Origin of the sequence: Streptomyces hamibioticus, assembly GCF_047946815.1 — a bacterium.
Classification (GTDB): domain Bacteria; phylum Actinomycetota; class Actinomycetes; order Streptomycetales; family Streptomycetaceae; genus Streptomyces.
This window is the reverse complement of sequence record NZ_JBKKQY010000001.1, coordinates 418,001-438,347: the sequence shown is the minus strand read 5'-3', so window position 1 is coordinate 438,347 and position 20,347 is coordinate 418,001. Positions and strand designations below refer to the sequence as shown.

16 protein-coding genes and 2 pseudogenes are annotated in these 20,347 nt (G+C 72.2%); 9 read left to right on the top strand and 9 right to left on the bottom strand.

From position 1 onward, the window contains the following. The first annotated feature begins 363 nt into the window (after positions 1 to 363). The 4 genes from ACLGIH_RS01915 (at position 364) to ACLGIH_RS01900 (ending at position 4,634) form a co-directional block, all read left to right on the top strand. The gene (locus ACLGIH_RS01915) at positions 364 to 3,018 is read left to right on the top strand and encodes a SpoIIE family protein phosphatase (protein WP_416523441.1); all 2,655 of its coding nucleotides are present in this window, start codon (positions 364 to 366) and stop codon (positions 3,016 to 3,018) included. Positions 3,019 to 3,169: 151 nt separating this feature from the next. Then, positions 3,170 to 3,598, top strand: coding sequence for an SRPBCC family protein (locus ACLGIH_RS01910; protein WP_416523440.1), 429 nt, complete (start codon positions 3,170 to 3,172; stop codon positions 3,596 to 3,598). A 132-nt stretch (positions 3,599 to 3,730) separates the two neighbouring features. Beyond that, positions 3,731 to 4,147 carry a TIGR03618 family F420-dependent PPOX class oxidoreductase gene (locus tag ACLGIH_RS01905; RefSeq protein ID WP_416523439.1) on the top strand — a complete coding sequence of 139 codons (417 nt, stop codon included), beginning with the start codon at positions 3,731 to 3,733 and terminating at the stop codon, positions 4,145 to 4,147. A gap of 130 nt (positions 4,148 to 4,277) precedes the next feature. Further along, complete coding sequence (locus ACLGIH_RS01900; protein WP_416523438.1) at positions 4,278 to 4,634, top strand: hypothetical protein; 357 nt, start codon at positions 4,278 to 4,280, stop codon at positions 4,632 to 4,634. 570 nt (positions 4,635 to 5,204) lie between these two features. Here ACLGIH_RS01900 and ACLGIH_RS01895 read toward each other — a convergent pair. Further along, positions 5,205 to 6,461, bottom strand: a complete 1,257-nt coding sequence (locus tag ACLGIH_RS01895; RefSeq protein ID WP_416523437.1) for an erythromycin esterase family protein — start codon at positions 6,459 to 6,461, stop codon at positions 5,205 to 5,207. A 58-nt stretch (positions 6,462 to 6,519) separates the two neighbouring features. On the opposite strand from ACLGIH_RS01895, the gene ACLGIH_RS01890 reads away from it, so the two are divergent. After that, positions 6,520 to 7,257, top strand: a complete 738-nt coding sequence (locus ACLGIH_RS01890; RefSeq protein WP_416523436.1) for a TioE family transcriptional regulator — start codon at positions 6,520 to 6,522, stop codon at positions 7,255 to 7,257. 226 nt (positions 7,258 to 7,483) lie between these two features. Here the strand turns inward: ACLGIH_RS01890 and ACLGIH_RS01885 are convergent. The 4 genes and pseudogenes from ACLGIH_RS01885 to ACLGIH_RS01870 form a co-directional block, all read right to left on the bottom strand. After that, positions 7,484 to 7,977: pseudogene (locus tag ACLGIH_RS01885) on the bottom strand (MFS transporter); the annotation flags it as partial. 46 nt (positions 7,978 to 8,023) lie between these two features. Further along, positions 8,024 to 8,698, bottom strand: a complete 675-nt coding sequence (locus ACLGIH_RS01880; protein ID WP_416523435.1) for an HAD family hydrolase — start codon at positions 8,696 to 8,698, stop codon at positions 8,024 to 8,026. A gap of 329 nt (positions 8,699 to 9,027) precedes the next feature. After that, positions 9,028 to 9,972, bottom strand: coding sequence for a terpene synthase family protein (locus tag ACLGIH_RS01875; RefSeq protein WP_416523434.1), 945 nt, complete (start codon positions 9,970 to 9,972; stop codon positions 9,028 to 9,030). Positions 9,973 to 10,128: 156 nt separating this feature from the next. Beyond that, complete coding sequence (locus ACLGIH_RS01870; protein WP_416523433.1) at positions 10,129 to 11,541, bottom strand: cytochrome P450; 1,413 nt, start codon at positions 11,539 to 11,541, stop codon at positions 10,129 to 10,131. Between the two features lie 248 nt (positions 11,542 to 11,789). Between ACLGIH_RS01870 and ACLGIH_RS01865 the strand changes: the two genes are divergently transcribed. Further along, a complete protein-coding gene (locus ACLGIH_RS01865; RefSeq protein WP_416523432.1) occupies positions 11,790 to 12,572 on the top strand; it encodes an aminotransferase class IV family protein in 783 nt (260 codons plus the stop codon). Positions 12,573 to 12,612: 40 nt separating this feature from the next. Here ACLGIH_RS01865 and ACLGIH_RS01860 read toward each other — a convergent pair whose 3' ends face one another. Together ACLGIH_RS01860 and ACLGIH_RS01855 are read right to left on the bottom strand one after the other, a co-directional pair. Beyond that, entirely contained in the window at positions 12,613 to 13,275 is a 663-nt protein-coding gene (locus ACLGIH_RS01860) for a class I SAM-dependent methyltransferase (protein ID WP_416523431.1), read from the bottom strand. A 93-nt stretch (positions 13,276 to 13,368) separates the two neighbouring features. Beyond that, positions 13,369 to 13,866 (bottom strand): LysR substrate-binding domain-containing protein, encoded by a 498-nt coding sequence (locus ACLGIH_RS01855; RefSeq protein WP_416523430.1) that lies wholly within the window; start codon positions 13,864 to 13,866, stop codon positions 13,369 to 13,371. Between ACLGIH_RS01855 and ACLGIH_RS01850 the strand changes: the two are divergent. From ACLGIH_RS01850 to ACLGIH_RS01840, 3 genes and pseudogenes are all read left to right on the top strand, one after another. Further along, positions 13,748 to 14,302: pseudogene (locus tag ACLGIH_RS01850) on the top strand (hypothetical protein); the annotation flags it as partial. The gene ACLGIH_RS01855 and the pseudogene ACLGIH_RS01850 overlap by 119 nt on opposite strands. Before the next feature lie 303 nt (positions 14,303 to 14,605). Further along, positions 14,606 to 15,277 (top strand): maltokinase N-terminal cap-like domain-containing protein, encoded by a 672-nt coding sequence (locus ACLGIH_RS01845; RefSeq protein ID WP_416529261.1) that lies wholly within the window; start codon positions 14,606 to 14,608, stop codon positions 15,275 to 15,277. A gap of 306 nt (positions 15,278 to 15,583) precedes the next feature. Beyond that, positions 15,584 to 16,174: a hypothetical protein gene (locus ACLGIH_RS01840; protein WP_416523429.1), complete on the top strand. Its 591-nt coding sequence runs from the start codon at positions 15,584 to 15,586 to the stop codon at positions 16,172 to 16,174. 36 nt (positions 16,175 to 16,210) lie between these two features. Here the strand turns inward: ACLGIH_RS01840 and ACLGIH_RS01835 are convergent, their stop codons facing one another. Both ACLGIH_RS01835 and ACLGIH_RS01830 read right to left on the bottom strand, forming a co-directional pair. After that, a complete protein-coding gene (locus ACLGIH_RS01835; protein WP_416523428.1) occupies positions 16,211 to 17,617 on the bottom strand; it encodes a DUF6351 family protein in 1,407 nt (468 codons plus the stop codon). Between the two features lie 109 nt (positions 17,618 to 17,726). After that, positions 17,727 to 20,318, bottom strand: coding sequence for an SCO7613 C-terminal domain-containing membrane protein (locus tag ACLGIH_RS01830; protein ID WP_416523427.1), 2,592 nt, complete (start codon positions 20,316 to 20,318; stop codon positions 17,727 to 17,729). Positions 20,319 to 20,347 lie beyond the last annotated feature (29 nt).

Sequence of the window (20,347 nt, the reverse complement as noted above, 5' to 3'; positions counted from 1 at the left end):
TCGTCGTTCGATGCCGGTGCACGGTCAGGCTCTTGACCAGGTGGTTCGCGACTGCTCCTCGTCCTCCGGAGGCGTTCGGCAAGCCGTTCGCGCTGATTCAAGTGCAGGCCGGGGCCGGGAGCATCAGCGAAATCACCGGCGTCGGTGCGATGCGCTGTCGTGACGGCCCCGGCTGTTTGCCGGGCCGGACACGATGCCGGTGCGCGCACATGCAGTGCTCGCCCGTCGCCCGTCCGGGGCGAGCCGACGGACGGCCCGGCACGCCGTCGCCCGGTCGGGGTGTGCCGACGCTAGGAATGGCCCATGGACGGAGTTCTCGGACGCGGGTCAGGACACTTGCCGGGAGGGAGACCCCGATCCCTGATGGGGACGCGCACCGTCGCCGGTCAGGTGTTTCTGCTGCAGTTCGTGCTGGCGGCGCTGCTGGTCGCCGCCGCGGTGATCGCGCTGGCGTTCCAGGCCCGGCACGACAGCGAAGACGATGCCCGCAACCGGTCGCTCGCCGCCGCGGAGTCCTTCGCGCACGCTCCCGGCACCGCGGCGGCACTCACGTCCGGCGATCCGACCGAGGCCCTGCAACCCCATGTGCGGGACGCCGGGCGGGCGGCGGGAGTGGACTTCATCAGCGTCATGCAACCGGACGGGACCCGCGTCGCCGACACCGACACCGATCTGATCGGCGAACGCGCCGAGGGCATCGCCCGGGGGGCCGCCGGCGAGTCCTTCACCGAGATCTTCACGGGGGCACCCAACGACGCCGCGCGGGCGATCGTCCCGGTCACCGACGCCGACGGCTCGGTGGTCGGCCTCGTGGGCGCCGGGATGCAGATCACGAACGTGGGGGACGCGGTGGCCGGCCAACTGCCCATGCTCCTCGGCTCCGGCGCCGCCGCGCTGGCCCTCGCCACCGGCAGCTCCGCCCTGGTGAGCAGACGGCTGCGGCGGCAGACGCACGGTCTGGGACCGGCTGAGATGACCAGGATGTACGAGCATCACGTCGCCGTCCTGCACGCGGTGCGGGAGGGCGTGCTCATCGTCGGAGGCCACGGCCGGCTGCTGCTGGCCAACGACGAGGCGCGCCGGCTGCTCGACCTGCCCGCGGACGCCGAGGGACGCCATGTCGGCCAACTCGGCATCGACACGGACATCGTGGAACTGCTGGCCGCACCGCGCACCGTGACCGACGAGGTGCGCATGGCCGGGGAGCGCCTGCTGGCCGTCAGCACGCGGCCCACCGCCCCCCACGGCGGGCCCGCGGGCACCGTCGCGACCCTTCGGGACACCACCGAACTGCTTGCCCTGTCCGGCACCGCCGAAGTGGCCAGGGAACGCCTGAGGATGCTGTACGACGCCGGGGTGCGGATCGGCACCACGCTGGACGTGGCCCGGACGGCGCAGGAGCTGTCGCAGGTCGCCGTCCCCCGGTTCGCGGACTTCGTCACGGTGGAACTGCTGGACCCCGTGCTGCACGGCGAGGAGCCGACGGGCCTGCAGACGGAGATGCGACGGGTGGCGGTGAGCGGCGTCCGCGCGGACCCGCCCCTCCAGCCGGCGGGCGACCTGATCACGTTCACCGATGCCACCACACCGATGGCGGCGGCCCTGGGCAGCGGTCACGCGGTGCTCGAGCCGGACCTGACCGTCGCCCACGCCTGGCGCGCCCAGGACCCCGAGGGAGCACGCCTGGCCCTGGCCTACGGCATCCACTCGCTGATCGCGGCCCCCTTGCAGGCCCGCGGTGTCGTCCTGGGCATGGCCAACTTCTGGCGGGGGGACCGGCCCGAGGCCTTCGACGAGGAGGACCTGTCCTTCGCCGAGGAACTGACGGCCCGGGCCGCGGTCGCCATCGACAACGCCCGTCGCTTCACTCGCGAACACGACATGGCCGTGGCGCTCCAGCGCAGCCTGCTGCCCCGGGTCCTGCCCACGCAGAGCGCCGTGGAGACCGCCTACCGCTACCTGCCCGCACAGGCCGGGGTGGGCGGCGACTGGTTCGACGTCATTCCGCTGCCCGGCGCCCGTGTCGCCCTGGTCGTGGGCGATGTCGTCGGCCACGGCCTGCACGCCGCCGCCACCATGGGCCGGCTGCGCACCGCCGTCCACAACTTCTCCAACCTCGACCTGCCGCCCGACGAACTCCTGTGGCACCTCGATGAGCTGGTCACCAGCATCGACCGCGAGGAGGTCCGCGACGGCGACTCCGACGGCCAGGGCATCACGGGAGCCACCTGCCTGTACGCCATCTACGACCCGGTGTCCGGCCGCTGCACCGTCGCGACGGCCGGGCACCTCGCGCCCGCGCTCGTCCTTCCCGACGGGACGGTGCGCTTCCCCGACGTTCCCGCATCCCCGCCGCTGGGCGTGGGCGGCCTGCCCGTCGAGACCACCGAACTGGATCTGCCCGAAGGCAGCCAACTCGTCCTCTACACGGACGGCCTCGTCGAACACCGCGGCCGTGGCATCGACGCCGGTCTCCGCCTCCTTCGCGACACCCTGGCCGGACACGGGGGCCGGGCCCCGGAGGAAACCTGCCAGGCCCTGATCGACGCCATGCTGCCCTCGCACCGCAGGGACGACATCGCCCTGATGACGGTCCGCACCCACCGTACGGACCCCTCCCGGGTCGCCGACTGGGAGGTGCCGGCCGACCCCGCGGCCGTCGCCCCCGTCCGTGCCGCGTGCCTCGAACAACTACAGACGTGGCGCCTGGAGGAGATGAGCTTCACCACCGAGCTGATGCTCAGCGAACTGCTCACCAACGCGATCCGCTACGGAGCCGAGCCGATTCGTGTGCGCCTGCTGTACAACAGCACTCTCGTCTGCGAGGTGTCCGACGCGAGCAGCACCTCCCCGCGCCTGCGGCAGGCGGCCACCACCGACGAAGGCGGGCGCGGCCTGTTCCTCGTCGCCCAGGTCACCGACCGCTGGGGAACCCGGTACACGGCCGACGGAAAGGTCATCTGGACCGAGCAGCTCCTGCCGCCCGGCACGGCACCGGGCAGCGACACCGCCGCCTGACCGAGCGAACACCCGGGCCCTGTGGGCGGGAGGGCGCGGCCCGTGCCGCCGACGAGGTACGCATCGCCGTGTGGGTTCGACGCGCGGGGGTAGGCGAGGCGGCGACGACCTGTCGGCCCGCATCTTCGAACAACCGAGAAAGGGGACCCGGGTGTCCGCCTCATTGGTCGAGACCGTAGACATCGAAGCCCCCGTTTCCGTGGCGTGGGCACTGTGGAGCGACGTGACGCGGTGGCCGTCCTTCCTCAGCCATGTGCGCCTGGTCGAGCCGTTGAGCGAGCGGCGCTTCGCCTGGCAGCTGTCCTTGCCCGGCGCGGACAAGAACTTCGTCGCCGAGCTCACCGAAGTGGTGCCCGAGAACCGGATCGCCTGGCGCACGACGGCGGGCGTGCACCACGCGGGTGTCGTGACCTTCCATCGCCTCAGTGACACCTCGAGCAGGGTGACGCTGCAGATCGAGTACGACCCCAAGGGCTTCATCGAACACGTCGGTGCGCTGACGAACCTCGATTCGACGCTGGCCAACTATGACCTGGGCGAGTTCCAGAAGCTGGCGGAGACGGCGGCGGAGACCCCCTAGCCACGCGGGGCGGGGCCCAGGCGAAAGTACAGCGGTGCGAGTCGCGCCACGGCCGATGCCCGTCCCCCCACGGTACTGTCCGGCCGAAGGGGCGTTGTGCCGAGCCGACCGCACCGAGGAGACCGACCGCCGATGACCGACACCCTGCCCGCCGACGGGGACGGCACCTTCTGGCAGGAGCGCCGCACCTGCTTCCTGACCACCCTCAGGCCCGACGGCACGCCCCACCTCACCCCCGTAGGCGTCACGTACGACCCCGAGGCGCGGGTCGCTCGCGTCATCACCGACGGCGGCAGCAAGAAGGTCCGCAACATCCGTGCCGCCCTGGCCGCCGGCGCCGAGGCCCGTGTCGCCGTGAGCCAGGCCGAGGGCCGGCGGTGGTGCACCCTCGAAGGAACCGCCGTCGTCAAGGACGACCCCGAGTCCGTCGCAGACGCCGAGCGCCGGTACACCGAGCGCTACAAGCCCCCGCGGGTCAACCTCCGCCGAGTCGTCATCGAAATCGCCGTCAACCGCGCTCTGGGCACCGCCAAGCCGCCCGGGTGGTGACCGCGTCCGCCGGGCAGCGCCCGCGCGCCTCAGTGCCCTGATGAGGGGTTGCGCCCGGGAGGGCATCATGGTGTGCCCGAGGCGGCCCTGAACTTCTGAGGTCCGCGGGGAGGGGCAGAGGGAGGCGCGGATGCTCGGGCAGGTGACCGAGGTGTTCGACGGGGCCGTGAACGTGCTCGTGGTGGCCCTGGGGCTGGGCTGCGTAGGGATGGGGTGGCGGGCTGTACTCCGGCCGCGTCGGCCACCGGAGCCGATCCGGGGGCCCGTGTGGGTGGTCCGCGCCTGGGGGCTCGGCTTCGTTCTGGTGGGGATCTCCATCACCGTCGACACGGTGATCTTGATGGCGGGCGGGGAACACGGCCGGGTCATGGAGGTGACCCGTTGGGTCTCCGGGCCGCTCGTGGTCGGCTCGGTGCTGGCCGGCTTCGTCGCCCGGCGGCGGGAGCGCCGTCGGGCCGGGGCTGTGAGCGAGGGGCGGAAGGCGTGAACCGCGGCCAACGGCGTCCAGGACCTGGCGGGTCCGCGGTGCCGGACATATGAGCGCTTGACGCGGGCCCAGGGCTCACTCCTCCTCGTCGGTGTGGCCGTTGTGGACGCCCGGCACCGAGGATGTCATGATCACGCGGGTGCCCGGCGCGCGGATACGGCCCACAGTGAGGGAATATGAGGCTCCTCTTCGGCGTACCGGTCGTTCTTCTGATGACCGGCCTCGTCCTGATGGCGGTGAGCCGGCACAGTGCCGGCACTCAGCACAGTCGTCACGTGCCCTGAGCCGAGTCCGTCGGGTCTTTGCCTACTCGGTCTTCGAGACGAACGGTCGCCGATCGGCGAGATCGCGCCGCGAAAGGTTCAGGGAAGATATGAGGACCATGGTCAGACGGCAGTACGCACTGGTGTACGCGTTCGGTGCGTTTCTGCTCTTGTGCGCGGTGGGGTACCACCTCAACGACGGGGTCCCGAGCGTGCCGTGGGGTGTCGCGGGGATCGTCGTCGGGGCGGTGATCGCCGTGGCCGTCCGAAGGTCGACGGCCGTGACGCCTCCCGCGCACCCGAGGCGTCACGGCAGGCGGGACAGCTGACGGCGGCGCCGGCTCTGCTCGACGTCCTTGACGAACACGATGCCGTCGGTGTCCGCAAGGTGGGCCGGGTCGAGCGGAGCGTAGCCGAACCAGGCGGATCGGCGGGGCGCGGGCCGTGTCTCCCCGAGGGCGGTGGCCAGCCGCGGAGTGTCGATGACGCAGCGGTCTTCCGGGAGCGCGTACAGGAGTCCTTCGACGGTGTCCGGCGGCGGGGTGCCCACTCCCTGGTGCCGGATCGTGCCGAGGGCCGTGGCCACGAAGGCGTACTCCCGGCCGAGCCGGGCGCTCACCAGCGCACCGGCGCTCCACCACTGCACCGGGCCCTGCCACATCCGCATCGTGCTCTTCTCCCGCTGGAGATGGGAGTTGTGGGCGTGGACGAGTGCCGGGCCCCGAGCAGCGAGGGCAAGGAGGTTGCCGGCCATCATCGAATCCCGCAGCGCGCACAGCCGTGTCATGCGGGCCGGTGAGCTGTCGGCCATCCAGTGGTGGTAGCGCAGCAGGCCGGTCGCGGCGCGCCCGTACAGGCGCGCCCGGTCCCAGTCGTCCCGCGAGGACGTCCTGAGCAGGTGCGGCGTCTGCTGGTCGAGCAGTGCCACCAGATCGTCGGCGAGCAGCCGCAGCCGGCCGGCCTCGGCCGACTGGCCCGTGGACCGGGACGGGTCCGTCATCGCGGCAGGATCGGTCCACCGGTCGTCGGCGCCGAGCAGACGGTCGAGTGTGTCCGCGGTGCAGGGGAGCAGGTCCGCGTCCACCCGGGCCGCGAGGTAGCCGTGGAGCGCGGTGAGGGCCTGCCGGGGACTCCCGGCGTGGGAGATCTCCAGCGGGCCGTCGAAGCCGGCGAAGCGGAGCCGCTCGGACGCGGGCCGGCCGTCCTTGTCGGCGCGGACGTTGAAGGCGCGCATCCAGCGCACCAGTTCGCGGTTGGCCGTGGACGCGCCCCAGCCGTGGCTGAATCCGCGCTCCACGACCTCGTCGAGAGTGCGGGTGCCCGAGGTGACGTAGTCGTCGACGGCCAGACCCATCAGGCAGTCGCTCTCGATCGCGATCGTCCGGTAACCCTCCTGCTCGACGAGCTGCTGGAAGAACTCGTTGCGCAGGTCGAGCAGAGCGTCCTCGCCGTGCGTGGGCTCGCCCAGGGCGAGCAGCCGTGGCCGCGCCGGAAGGAGCTTCATGACGGCGGCGGCCTCGACGGCATGGACGGTGTCCTTGACATCAGCAGTGTCAGTAGCCATGCCTTCAACGCTATCGTTGAACCCTCGGTTGAAACTTGTGCGCGATATCGTCGGATCCATGGGGAGAAAGCTTCAAAGCGGTGATCGGCTCAGGCCGGTTGATCTGGCGCGCGGGCACGGCCTGTCCACGCAGGCGATCAGGAACTACGAGGAGGCCGGCATCCTTCCGGCAGCCGGTCGCACACCCCACGGCTACCGCACCTACACGCCGCTGCACGCGCGGGCCTTGAGCGCGTTTCTCGCCCTGGTGCCCGGCCACGGTCACCAGACCGCGACGTCGATCATGCGGGCGGTGAACCAGGGCGCGGTCGATGAAGCGTTCCGTCTCATCGACGAGAGCCACGCCCAGCTCCTCGACGACCGGCGGACCCTGGGAGCCGTGGAGAGTGCCCTCCGCGACCTGGAGCCGACCACCGCGCCCGAGTCCGGTGCGGGGTCCGGGTCCGGGTCCGGCGGCACGTTCATCGGGCCGCTGGCCGGAAAGCTCGGAATCCGGCCCGCGACGCTGCGCAAATGGGAGCGCGCCGGGCTGGTGCGCCCGCGCCGCGACCCGCGGACCGGGTACCGCGTGTACGACGAGACCGACGTACGGGACGCCAGGCTGGCCCACCAGCTCAGGCGGGGCGGTCACCTGCTGGAGCAGATCGCCCCGCTGATCGCCCGGGTGCGGGCGGCCGGCGGTCTTGAGCCGCTGGAGGCCGCCCTGTGCGACTGGCACGGTCGGCTGTCCGCCCGCGGGCGGGCGATGCTGACCGGGGCCGCGGAGCTGGAGGCGTACCTTCGCGAGCGGGGATGACGCTCCGGCCGCCGGCCGAAGACGTGGGTGACGCCAAGACGGACCACAACGACACAGCGGGCCGGACAGCCCGGCCGCGGCGCTGAAGCCGGTCCGCAGTCGCCGGAGGGCGAGCCGCCCGGCGGCGTCCCGTACGACCGACTCGCCGTCCAGTGCTGCCACGTTCGGTGGCTGCGCGGCCCGATGGTGCTGACCGCCGCGACCGCCGCGGCGGTGGTGGCGGGCGTCAGGTGCGGTGCGGCGCCGGCTCCGGCCCGGAGGGAAGCGCAGCCGCGCGGCGGGGGAGCAGCAGCGGGGTCAGCAGCAGGAGTACGCCGGCCAGTCCGATGGCCGTACGCGGGCCGAGCAGGCCGCCCAGTACGCCCCAGCGGCCGTCAGGAGCGCGGTCGTGGCCTTGGTCGTCACCGCCCAGGCCGACAGTGTGCGGGCGACCCGGTCGGTCGCGGTGCGCTGGAGCCGGTAGGTGGCGTGGACGGGGTTGAAGACCCCGCAGCAGAGGACCAGCCCGAGTTCGACGCCCGTCACCAACAGCAGCCCTCCGGTGCCCGGCCCCAGGAAGACCAGGCCGACGGGCCAGAGCGCGCGCAGGGCCCCGGCCACGACCAGGACCTGATGCTGCCCGAACCGGGTGACGAGCGGCCGGGCCGGCCGCGAGCCGAGCAGCCCGCCGATCGAGGGCACGGCGAAGGCGAGGCCGTACTGCCAGGGTGCGAACCCAAGCGTCGTCCGACGGGTTGTGCGAGTGGGGTGTGCCGTGTGGTGTGGATCAGCGGAACGCGCCACCTCCCAGGTGCCTGGCCCAGTCCAGCAGTTCGGGTTCGGCCAGGGTGGTGCCGAGCCAGTCGTGGTCGAGGCCGGCGCCTGGAAGGGAGGGTACGACCGCGACGTGGAGTCCGGCAGCACGCGCCGCGATGATGCCCGTGGCCGAGTCCTCGAACGCGACGGAGTGCTCGGGAGTCGTACCGAGTGCCTCGCATGCTGTGAGGTAGAGCTCCGGTGCGGGCTTGGGGGAGCGTACTTCGTCGGCGGCGAACGAGTGGGTGAAGCAGTCGGCGAGACCGGCTGACCACAGTGCCGTGTCCAGCAGTTCCCGGGGGCTGTTGCTGGCGACGGCGATGGGTACGGCTGCCCGGCAGGCGCGCACCAGTTCCGCCGCCCCGGGGAGGGCCGCGGCACCCCCGGCCAGCTCCTTGCGGACCCTCTCGAGGAGTTCGGCGGCGAGTTCGGCGCCGTCGCCGGGGCGCCCGAGGTATTCGGCCATGGCCTCTCCGGCGGCTTCCACGGTGCGGCCGATGACCAGGGCTTTCTGTTCGGGCCCGAAGGGATGGCCGTGCGCCGCGAAGATGGCCGATTCCGCAACGGTCCAGCAGGCTTCGGTGTCGACGAGCAGGCCGTCGCAGTCGAAGACCACGGCCTCGGCGCTGGTGGGGAGCGAGCCCATGCAGATGTCCTTTCACTTCCGGTGGTGTGGCCGCCCGTTCGGCGGTTGTCGGACCGCCTGCGGCTGCGTCGATCGGTGCCCTGCTGACCGAGTGCGAGCCGGATGCCGAAGGCGGCGATGACCGTGCCGGTGATCCGGTCGAGGCAGCTGCGGGCCGAGGGGCGTCGCAGGCGGTCTCGGAGCACATCGAGTGAGGGTCCCGATCGCATCTGCGGTGATCATGAGCGATCACCCTAGGTCGGGAGTCGCGGAACCTCTACATTCCTGCCCGTAATCGGGCAGGAACGCCTTGCTGCCGAGGCCCACCACCGCTGCTATGGGCCTGGGGGTCACATGGCGAGGAGAGGGTCCCACCACCACGCGATGGAGGGGATCGGCGGTGTGTGTGGGGCCTTCGGCGGGGTGCCGGTCATGGACCCGGTGGTGATGACAGCGTCCGGGGAAAGTCCGTCGGGATTCCGGTAGCGGTCCGCTGCCAGGCCCCATGCGAGATTTCCGGGGATCAGGTGGGAGAGGTGGTCCACGTAGGCGCGCAGCGGCCCGGAGGCGCGGGGCAGGACCCGGTCGCGCAGCGCTACGAACCGGTGGGTGAGCCGGTCGCACAGCGCGGCGGCCTCCCGCAGGGCCCGTTCGCGCGAGTGGCCGTGCTCGTGCCTCAGGATGTCGACCAGGTTGAGCCCGTAGGACGACGGAGCGCGCTCGCGCCGGGCGAACCACAGTTCCTTCCCGTAGGAGAACAGGTCGTCGTCAAAGGCGGCGGTGGTGAGGGCCAGTCCGGTCAGCGCCTGCACGGCGGGCGAATCGAGCTCCCGGGCGGCTATCTCCTCGCCGTCGATGATCTCCGTCCAGGCCATCGTCGCGGTGCCGGCCGCGGTGTGCCGGCGCATGTCGGCGTAGTCGTCCAGCGTGGGCAGGGTGGCCGCGGTGCGGTGGCCCATTTCCCACAGCACGCCGAGAAACCATGCCCGGTGCGCTTCGGCACAGCGTCTGAGCTGGGTGGCGGTGCCCCATCGCCGGGCACGCTCCGCCAGATCACAGACCGGCATCATGAAGGCGCCATCCGCGCCATCCGCGCGGGGTTCCTCCAGGATGCGAACGATCCGGGTCGCCATCTGCGTGAACTGCGACATCTGCCTGCCGGCCGATCCCTCGTCGCAGTGCAGGTCGTCGAAGTGGAACATCAGGGTGCACCAGTCGACGGCCAGCTCCAGCCGGTGGCTGTCGGCCTCCGGCATGATCCGCCCGTAGAAGCCGGGGCAGTCGTTGCCGCGCATGCGGGTCCGCTGCTGCTCGGACAACCCGAGCCCGAAGCCGTCGACCCAGGTCGCGGTATGCCGAGCCAGAGCGGCCTCGTCGGGGTGCCTGGCCGTGGGCAGAGGGCAGAGGGCAGTAGCGGGGCGGAAGTTCCACGCGGAGCGCAGGGTCGGCCGTCACGACGATGACCTCCTCGCCCCCGGGCCCTGGGGCGGACGCGGACGCGCCCCGTCGGCTGCCGCACGCCCTGTCAGCCGCAGAAGGAGGCGACGGGGGCGCAACGCGAGAGACACGGCGACGGGCCGGCTGTCCGTGCCGGGAGCGAGGCTCACCTGCCACCGGCCGACGATCGCGGCCAGCGCGAGGACGCTCTCGGTCATGCCGTAGGAGTCGCCGATGCACTTGCGGGCTCCGCCGCCGAAGGGCACGAACGCTCCGCGGGGCAGCGTGCGGACGCGCTCGGGCAACCACCGGTCGGGTTCGAAGACTTCTGGCCGCTCGTAGAGGGCGGCCTGCCGGTGCACGACGGGCGCACTGAACAACACGGTCGTCCCGGCCGGCAGACGGCGTCCCGCCAGCTCCGTCTCCGCGGTGGTGACGCGGGGAAACAGCCAGCCCGGAGGGTACAGGCGCAGCGCCTCGTTGACCACCCGGGCGGTGTACGGCAGGTCCGGCACGTCACCGCCGTCCGCCGGCCGTCCGCCGAGCACGGCATCCGCCTCCGCGCGGAGACGGCGGGCGGCATCCGGGTGCCGCGCCAGCAGGTACAGCGCCCAGCACACGTTCGTGGCCACGCTCTCCGCTCCTGCGGTGAACATGATGAGGATCTGGTCGCGGATCTCGTCGTCGTCCAGACGCGTCGCACCGTCATCCGCGTGACCGGCCCCCTCGTCGCGTGCGCTGATCAGCATCGACAGCAGGTCCCCCTGGTCGCGGCCGCCGGCCCGGTAGTCGGCGACCACGGTGCCCACCCCGTGCCGCAGGTCACGCAGGGCCCGTTGGAAGCGCCGGTTCGCCGGGCATGGCACCTGCTGGAGCGGCGGGGGGACGAACAGCCGCTTGAGCGTCTGGTCGAGCACCGTTTCGACCGAGCTGCGGATCAGGGCCACCGTGCCGGCGTCCGCACTGGTGGAGAACAGGCTGCGCATGACGGTGCGCAGGGCCGCCCCGTACAGCGCGGGGAACGCGTCGATCACCTGGCCGTCGCACCAGCGTTCCGTCAGAGCGGTGATCTCCTGCTCCATCACTCCGCTGTACCGCTCCAGCCGGGCAGGGTGGAAGGCGGGCTGGAGCAGTCTGCGTTGTCTGCGGTGGTCGGCGTAGGGGCAACTGCCCACACTGTTGCCCAGCGTGGCTCGGATCCGCCGGTAGAACAGACCCTCCTTGTCGAAAGTGCGATCGTCGGTGAGCACGCGCCACAGCAGCTCCGGATGGCACGGCACATACGCCCGCGCCGGGCCGAGCCGCACCTCCACCAGGTCTCCGTACCTCGGCAGTGACTCCAGGAAGTCCAGGGGGCGGCGCACCAGAGACCAGGCGTGGCCGGCGACGGGGAAGGCACCAGGCGCGGTTCCCGTTGTAAACGCCATCACTCCTCCCGTAGGGGGGCAACTCAGTCGAAGGTACAACCGCATGCCGGCTCGGCCCAGCTTGCTCGTCGGCCAATCCGGGATGGCCGCGGCCGCACGATCAGCGGTTCTTGCCGGAGCCAGAGCCAGTGCGGGGCCATGACCGGGGAACCCCGTGCGGCGACGACTTGGGAATGACTTGACGTCGGCCCGTCGGACACCTTGCTCGGGGTGCCACCAGGGCGGACGGTGCCGACATGCTGGGCGGCATGGTGACTCTCGATGGAAAGCCTGTCTCCGCCGACGACTTGCTTCCCCTGGCCCTGACGAACCTCGGGCACTTCACGTCGATGCGCGTCGGTGCCGACGGCGCGATCCGAGGTCTGGCGCTGCACATGGAACGCCTCGTGCGGGACTGCAAGATGGTGCGGAACGCGGACCTGGATACCGAACGCGTCCGCGAGTACGTCCGCCACGCGCTGGATGGGCAGAGCCGCCCGTGTGTCGTCCGCGTCACGATCTACGACCCGAAGGCCGAGATGGCTCACCCGGCGGATGCCCATGACCCGCACGTCCTGGTGTCCGTACGCGGTGCCGGAGCGCTGCCTGCGGAACCGCTGCGCGCCAAGAGCGTGGTGCACGAGCGGGAGTTGCCCGAGGTGAAGCACCTCGGCCTCTTCGGCGCCCTGTACGCACGCGGGACGGCTCAGCGGGCGGACTTCGGCGACGCCTTGTTCATCGGCCGGGACGGACTCGTGTCCGAGGGCGGCACCTGGAACGTGGGGTTCGTCGACCAGGAGGGCACGGTGGTGTGGCCCGAGGCTCCCGTGCTGCCCGGCGTCACCATGGGTCTGCTCCGACAGCACGTCGAGCACCGCGTCGCCACAGTCAGCCTGGAGCAGGCCAAAGGCATGGCTGCGGTCTTCGCCACGAACACCAGCATCGGCGTCCGGCCCCTGTCCGCGATCGACGCCACCGAGTTCCCCGCCGGCCACCCGGTCTTGCGCCGGCTGCAGGAGACGTACCTGTCGATCCCCGGCGAGAAGCCGTAGGGCAGGCCCGTGGTGGTCGGCCGCCGCGGTGACGGCTCGGTCAGGGAGCCTGTGCCGAGGCTTTGCGGGCGAGCAGGTGCACCTCCTGGAACTGCCGTCGGTCGGTGGGCTGGGGCTCACGGACCATCCTGGCCGTCTCGGCCAGCCCGGCCTCGCGCAGCATCGAGGCGAGGTGGTCGGGCGACCACCGGTAGGCCGGCGCTACCGCGTGATCGAAGACCTGCGTCGGGTGAGACGGACCGTCGCTTGCCGAGAAGCCGACCAGGAGGTGTCCGCCAGGAGCCAGCACGCGATGGAACTCGGCCAGGATGACGGGGAGTTCTTGTGGCGGTGTGTGAATGATGGACCAGCGTGAGAGTACGCCGTCCAGCACGCCGTCGGCGAGGTTCAACGCGGCCATCGAGCCCACCTCGAACCGCAGGCTCGGATTGGCCTGTCGAGCCGACTCGATCATCGCAGGAGAGGCATCGACGCCGAATGCCGTCAGCCCCAGCTCGTTCAGGTGAGCGGTGATGTGGCCAGGTCCGCACCCCAGGTCCGCGACCTGGCCGTCCCCGCTCGCACGTACGACCTCGGCGAAGGCACCCAAGATCGCACGGTCCAAGGGGCTGTCGCGCAGAGAGTCGCGGAACAACTCCGCATAGGTGGCGGCAGCAGCGTCGTACGCCTCGCGGGTGGCGTTGAGGGCATCGTGTTCGACCATGCCTGGGACAGTAGCCCCTGACTCCGAGGTGCGTTCAGGGGGCAACTGTTCAGCACACCCAGCAGTACGCGACGGGCCGAAGCCCTGTGGCGGTCACCCGGTGCGGGCGGGCAGTTCGCCGAGCGAGTGGCGGATCGCGGTGAGGACGGCCCGGATCAGCGGGTGCTTCCCGGCCCCGGTGCGGATGGTCGCGAGGACGGTGCGGGTGTGGCCGGCGGAGGCGTCGAGGACGAGGCCGGGGGTGCGGTCGGACCACAGCAGGTCGGGCAGGAAGGCCACCGCGTGGCCCTGCTCGACCAGCCGTAGGTGGACCAGCATGTCCGCGGGTGTCGCCGGCCGCATGGCTTCCTCGCACAGCAGGTGATGCTCGGAGGCGCGGGCCGGCCGCGCCTGCCCTGGGAACGTCTCGTGGATCACCAAGTCGAAGTCCCGGGTGAGCAGACCGGGCAGCGAGGTGTCGGGCTCTGCCTGTGTGGCCTCCACGGCCTCCACCCTCACCCGGGGACGGTTCTCCCGCAGCCAGGTCAACGCGGCGGGCAGCAGAGCGAGCATCGCTGTCTGGAAGGCCGCCACCCTGATCGTCCCGGACACCCCTCCAGCGAGGCCGCGATCTCCGCCTCGGCGCGCTCCAGTTCCCGCAGCGCCCTCTCCGTGCGGGCGACGAGGATCTCCGCCTGCGGAGCCATCCAGCAACGTCAGCTGCTGGGAGACGGCCGAGTGGGTACGCCCCGAGGCACTCGCGTACCTGGAGCCGCACGTGACCCAGATCGCCGCCGCCACCTGGGACGGCAAGCGCAGCTTCACCTGGCACGACGGCGCACGGCGCTTCGAGACATGGGAAGCGAGCTACGCCGACGTCCTGGGTCTGAGCGCCGCCGTCCAACACGCCCTGGACCTCGGCATGGACGAGATCGGCCGACGCACCCTGGCCCTCGGCGCCCGTCTGCCCGACCGACTGGACGCCGTTCCCGGCATCACCACTCACGACCTCGGCCGTGAGCGGTGCGCGATCGTCACCTGCAAGGTCGCCGGCATGGCCACGGCCGAGGTCGCGGCCGCCCTGGCCGGGCACGGCATCAACGCCAGCACCACCGACCCGGTGCACACCCAGTTCGGCACCGAAGACCGCGACGTGCACCCGCTGGCGGCTCTCGCCGCACTACTGCAACACCGAAGCCGAGACCGACCGCACCGTCGAGGTCCTCGCCGAACTCGCCGCGTCCCGCCAGGGCATGCCCCGTGGATCTCGTCGGACGAAGAGCCGCTCGGCCGACGCCGAGGATGGGAAGGTGTGAAGGTCACGACCGGTCAACGGAAGGAAATCCACGGCATGGCCGTCATCCACCACACCGTACTCAAGCCGACCAAGCTGGAACTCCTCACCTCCTGGCTGCCCTCCCGGCCCTGGTACGCGGGCGCGGACGAGCCGGAATTGGCCAAGGCCGGCGGCTTCCGGCTGGACGACCCGCAGGGCGAGGTCGGCATCGAGTTCATGATGGTCACCGACACCTCCCGCACTCACCCGGCCACCTACCTGGTGCCGCTCACCTATCGCGGCGCCCCGCTCGACGGGGCGGAGCACGCTCTCATCGGCACCATGGAGCACGGGGTGCTGGGGCAGCGCTGGGTCTACGACGGCTGCCACGACCCGGTGCTGGTCGCCCAGTTGCTGGCCCTGATCGAGGGCCGAGCCCAGGCCCAGGACCAGAACACCAGTAACGCCCCCGACCGGGAGGTCACCCACTCCCACAGCGGTGACGTTTCCGCCCCCGGGGCCTTCACCGCTACCGCCACCGACGACCAGGAGGGCACTGAGCTGTCGGCACCGCACGGCACGACCATCCGCCTGCACCGGGTCCTGCGCCCTGCCCCGGACAACGCGCCCGTCCTGCCGCCAGAGGCAGCGGGCCACATCGCCGCCCCCTGGAACATGCCGGACGGCATCCGCGCGCGGGGCCTGCTCGCTGTCCTGCGCACCGGCCCCCACTCTGCATCAGGGTGATCGGCTCGGGTGACCACCGCTGGCCGAGGCTGTCGTTGAGGATGTCCGTGTGACTGACCGCATCAGCGCTCTGATGTCGGTCTCCGCCGTTCTAGCTGTGATCTTGCTCAGCGTCTTGTACGCCCTTGTACGGGATGTGCGGCGACTGCGCACCGGGCAGACGGTCTGACGGCACCGGTTCGCGACCGTGGCTTCCGGTCGTCATGCGGCATCCGGCGGACCGACACTTTGCCGGGATCCGGCTTTAAAGATCGCCTGCGACGCCGTCTACCGTGTCTCAGGCACGTCCGGTGTCTGCATCGGCGGGTGCGGGTGCGGGTGCACGGTGAAAGGAGGGGCATCAAGTTTTCGGTGGTCTGGGGGGTCTTCGCGACAGCATTCGGTTGGATCGTCGCGACGGATTTCCGGGGTGCGGCTCACCGTTACCATGCGCTCTCCCGCTCGACCGTGCCGTTCGGCGGCGTCGGCATGCCGATGGTGGGCGTCGGTTTCTTCCGTCTTGTGGCGGGGGTGTTCGCCCTGGCCGGTCCGGTCGTCCTGGCCGTCGGGCTCCTGAGCCTGTGGCGCGGAGGGGCGGGACCGGACGCGCTGCCCACAGTTCCGGCCTGGTTCGTCATGGTGGAGGCGCTCATCGCCGGTGTCCTCCTCTGGTGGACGTGGCGGCGTCCCGGCCTGCTACGCCGTGAGTGGGAGGCGGGCACCGGCGTGCGGCGTGCCGCCGCGGCCGGCGTCACGGTGTCGGTCGTCGCGTTCGTCGTGACACTGGGCGTCGGCTGCGGGGCGTGGGCCATGGCGAGTTGGCTGGTCGGCGGTCTGTGCATGCTCACCCTGCTGCCGGGCGACCGAACCGGCCGACCATCGGACGCCGGCCCAGCCCTCGCAGATCCCTCGGACTGAACCGTGCCCGTCCCGCTCCGGGACGCGGTGCGTGCGTCAGCGGGTCGGCCGGAGGAAGACGGGTGGTGTGTACTCGGTGTACGCCGGAGTCACCGGCTTGGTCTGGCCCGTCCCGAAATCGAAGACCTTCTGGTATTCGGGGCCGAACTTCGCGACCAGGGCGTTCAACCTGGTCGGGTCCAGGTTCCCCCACCGGCCGGTGGCGATGAAGCGGTCCAGGGTGAGGAGTGTGACGATCTCCTCCGCCGCGCTGTAGGAGCAGTGTCCGCCGCGGGCGAGGTGGAGCTGACGGAACGGGGCGTTGCCGTGCCGCTTCACCTGGTCGGCCCACCACCGCACTTGGTCGCCGACAGCTCCGCCGTCACCCGTGGTGTGCAGGGTGAGCGTGGGTGTCGGCGCCGTGCCTCGGACCAGGCCGTGCCGCTTGGTGTACGCAACGGCGGCCGGGTCCGCGCTGATCCGCTTCGCGCCCGCGAGGGTCGCCAGGTCCGCGCCCAGATCGAGACCGGCGGCGGCGTACGCCTCGCGGACGAGGTCGCGGAGGCTGGACTTGGCGAGCTGGCGCCGGTAGTCGATGCCGGTGTTCCACGACGGGTTGCCGCCGGCCCGTGCCTCCAGGTCGAGGCGACCGGTGGGGCCGAGACCGTAGCCGTACGCGAACTCGACCCACAGGGACTGGGCGATGATCCGGTCGGTCGGTTCCGTCGGCCGCGGTTCGAACGGTGAGTACCAGGTGGGGATGTTGGCGATCGCACCGGCCAGCGCCAACCGCGCGCGTCCCTCCTTCGAGCCGCGCGCTTCGCGTACGGCCGCCGCCAGTGCCTCGGTGTGCGCCGTGGCGGTGGCCGGGTCGGCCGGCCGTACCAGGTCGACGTCCGCGCCCGGCGCCAGCAGCGTCTTGACGACGAACTGGATGTCCAGCGCGGTGTTCCAGGTGCCGGGCGTGTCGACCTCGCTGCACATGCCCGCGGTCCCCGCGAACCTGCGCGGGTGGCGCTCGGCGAGCTGCCCCGCGATCACCGCGCCCTGCGACATGCCGTGGCTGATGGTGCGGCGTGGCTTCCCGACCTTCGTGGAGAAGCGGTCGAGCAGGGCGACCTGGTCCGTCATGGCGTCCTCGACCGCGTAACCGAGGCCCCTGTCCTTGTACTCGGACGCCGCCAGCGCGTACCCGTGCCGCAGCAGCCAGTCCTCCGTCGCCGTGTGTGCCGCGAGAGCGACCTCGTCCGGCACGTAGCCGTCGACGTAGTAGCCGTGGCTGTACAGCACCAGCGTGCCGTTCCATCGCTTCGGCATCTCGATCCGGTACCGGGCGCCGTCGATGCTTCCCTCGTACGACGTGTGCCTTCCTCCCCGGTGGTCGTCGGCGGACGCCGTGCCCGGGAGGACAGCGGTGAGACAGCCGGCCACCGCCGCTGCCAGTGACCTGAAGACGAACCGCATGCGCTTCCTGTCCTCTTCTGTCGACTCGTTGCTCGCCCAGGATTGACCGGCGCCGGCTGCGTTTCTCATCGCGGACGGAGACGAAGGTCCGGGAGGCCCTGCCTGCCGGCTAGTGGAACCGCCCGAACAGCTCCCGCACGCGCCGTGCGTCGCGCAGTCGCTGCTCGTAGGTGGCGCCGAGGGCGAGCAGTACCAGACCGGCGAGTGCGGGAGGCACCCAGCGGGGGAGCGCGTCGACGACCTGGACGATGTACGGGGCGAGTTCGTGCAGCGCCACCAGCGCGAGCACGCTCCCGCCGAGGACCAGCGGTGCCTGGAGCCGGTGCCGGGCGCCCGCCAGGGTCACGGCCAGCGCCGCCGTGCCGAGCAGCAGGGGCCGCGACCAGTGCGGATCGCCCCATGCCGCGAGCAGGCTCGGCACCAGGGTGGCGGCCAGCCCGGCACCGTACGCCGTCCAGGACGCGACCGCAGGATCGCGGCGGCGGCGCAGGGACCCGACGACCAGCGCGGGCACGGTCACCGGCAGGGTGTAGGCCTCCGGTGCGGTGACGCCCCAGGCCACCAGCCGCACCCAAGTGCCCGCCAGGAAGAGGACGGCGGCCATCCGGCCGCCCGCCGCCCGCCGCTCCGGCCGCAGCGCGGTCCCGGCTGCGACGACCCCGCCGAGCGAGAGCACCAGGGCCAGCATCGGCAGATCGGCCATGGCGAGCGTGAGGGCGAGCAGCGCCGCCGCCGCGCCCGTCACCTCCACGGGCACGGTCGCGGGCGAACGCGAGCCGCCGAGGCGTGCCGCGACCAGGGCCGCGACGGCGGATACGACGAGGACCGGCAGCGCGGTGTGCGCCGTCTGCCAGCCGGCGGACGCGCCGAGCGCGCAGGCCAGCGCCGTGGCGTACACGAGTGAGGCCGGAGCCGCGAACGGAGCGAGCCCGGGGCGGAAAGCCGCCGCGCCGAACAGGACGGTCAGGGCCACGAGCACTACGATCGTCGCGGGCTCGGAGGCGAGCGAGACGAAGGCGAGGCCGACCGAGGTGACGAGGGCCAGCAGTACGGCCGTGAGGGGCAGGGGGGACCGGCCGGCCGCCTCGGCGGACGCGCGGCGCGTCCACTCCGCGGAGACCAGCGCGGCCACGACCACGGCACCCTGCGCCACCAGTCCCGCCCAGTAGGGCAGTCCGAGCACCGCCGGGAACACGAACGCCGTCGCCCAGCCCAGGGCGAGCGCCCCCACCGCGGCCGCCGGACGCCAGGCCGCGCCGCGCCCGGCCACCGCAAGCACACCGGCCACGACGGCGAGAACGAGCGGCACGGTGGCCGCGTACGGAGGCCAGGGCACGTCCGTGAACGCGGCCGCCCGGGCGTCCTGCGGAGCGCCGGACCAGACACGCCCCGCCCAGGCCACCGGACCGAGGAGCGTTCCGGCGACCAGCGGAACCGCCCACAGCACCGCGAGGCCCTGGACGGTCAGCGAAGCCATCACCAGGCCCTGGCGCACGGGCCCGGGCGGCCGCGTCCGGACGACCGCCAGCAGGGCGATCCCACAGGCCAGGCACCCCGGCACCGTCCACACGCTGGGCACCAGGGCCCGCAGCATCCCACCCGCCCCGGCGACCAGGCACAGACCCCCGGCCAGGGCCGCACCCATGGCGATCCCCGGCCTCCGGGCGAACCACGCCGCGGTCAGGGCGATCGCCGCGGCGAGGAACAGGAGCACCGCCCCACGGGCGGCGGCGCCCGGGCCGGCCGCACTCCAGCAGAGCCATCCGGCCGCCGGAACACCCCAGGCCCCCATGCCGGACGCACCGACGATCGCGATGATCCGTACGGGCACGAGCGCCGTCCGCAGTGCGACCGCGGTGTCCGCCGCGGCGGTCACCAGCAGCACGGCCGTGAGCGTGTGCGGACCCGCGCCGGCGGCGAGCGCCCACAGGAGCAGGGGCAGTTGCGCCGTCGCCGCGGCGAGGGGAAGCGGAAGCCGCAGCGGAAGGCGCACGCCCTTCCGCGCGGCGGCCTTGGGCGTGGTGCCCTTCCGCGCCGCGGCCTCCGGCGTCGCGCCCTTCCGCGCCGCGGCCTTGTTCGCCGTGTCCTTCCGCGCGGCGTCCTCCTGTGTCGCAGCGCCGGTCGTGGGCGGTGGCACGAGCGCGCCCACCCCCGCGCCGTACGCGGCCCAGGCCCCGGCCAGGACCGCCGACGCGGCGGCCGTGTAGCCGAGACCGTCCGCGCCGGTGAACACGACCTCGTGCAGCGCGTAGGCGTCGAGCACGGTCAGCGCGATACCGAGTCCCGCCATCGCCTCGGCCGTCGAACCGAGCCCGCGCCGCAGCAGCGCCACGGGCACGCCCAGCGCCGCCGTGGTCACCGCGCCCAGCACCAGCGCCCGCCCGGCGATCCCCATGTGCCCCCAGCCGACCAGCGTGAACGCGATCGCGGCGATCGTCAGCAGCACCCCGCCGAGGACCAGCAGCACGTTCTGCACGCTCGGTGCCGTGGTCTCCGGCCGAGCGGCGACGGTACCGCCACCGGTGGGCCACCCGGGTGCCGCGGGCCCGGTGTGTGGGGCGGGCCGCGGGGCACAGGCCGCATTCAACGTGTGGATCAGATACGCGCGGCGCCGCAGCAGGAAGACCCGGCGGGCGTCGAGTTGCCGCAGCTCGGCGTCGAGGAGCCGCAGCTCCTCGGCCGGGGGCGGAAGGTTCGTCATGCGTCGGAGTGTGGCTCCCGTCACCTCGC

Coding starts and splice junctions, on each gene's coding strand:
- ACLGIH_RS01915 (WP_416523441.1), top strand. CDS start 364: ATGGGGACGCGCACCGTCGCCGGTCAGGTGTTTCTGCTGCAGTTCGTG.
- ACLGIH_RS01860 (WP_416523431.1), bottom strand. CDS start 13,275: ATGGTCGAACACGATGCCCTCAACGCCACCCGCGAGGCGTACGACGCT.
- ACLGIH_RS01870 (WP_416523433.1), bottom strand. CDS start 11,541: ATGGCGTTTACAACGGGAACCGCGCCTGGTGCCTTCCCCGTCGCCGGC.
- ACLGIH_RS01865 (WP_416523432.1), top strand. CDS start 11,790: ATGGTGACTCTCGATGGAAAGCCTGTCTCCGCCGACGACTTGCTTCCC.
- ACLGIH_RS01905 (WP_416523439.1), top strand. CDS start 3,731: ATGACCGACACCCTGCCCGCCGACGGGGACGGCACCTTCTGGCAGGAG.
- ACLGIH_RS01890 (WP_416523436.1), top strand. CDS start 6,520: ATGGGGAGAAAGCTTCAAAGCGGTGATCGGCTCAGGCCGGTTGATCTG.
- ACLGIH_RS01875 (WP_416523434.1), bottom strand. CDS start 9,972: ATGCGCGGCAACGACTGCCCCGGCTTCTACGGGCGGATCATGCCGGAG.
- ACLGIH_RS01880 (WP_416523435.1), bottom strand. CDS start 8,698: ATGGGCTCGCTCCCCACCAGCGCCGAGGCCGTGGTCTTCGACTGCGAC.
- ACLGIH_RS01830 (WP_416523427.1), bottom strand. CDS start 20,318: ATGACGAACCTTCCGCCCCCGGCCGAGGAGCTGCGGCTCCTCGACGCC.
- ACLGIH_RS01900 (WP_416523438.1), top strand. CDS start 4,278: ATGCTCGGGCAGGTGACCGAGGTGTTCGACGGGGCCGTGAACGTGCTC.
- ACLGIH_RS01895 (WP_416523437.1), bottom strand. CDS start 6,461: ATGGCTACTGACACTGCTGATGTCAAGGACACCGTCCATGCCGTCGAG.
- ACLGIH_RS01845 (WP_416529261.1), top strand. CDS start 14,606: ATGGCCGTCATCCACCACACCGTACTCAAGCCGACCAAGCTGGAACTC.
- ACLGIH_RS01835 (WP_416523428.1), bottom strand. CDS start 17,617: ATGCGGTTCGTCTTCAGGTCACTGGCAGCGGCGGTGGCCGGCTGTCTC.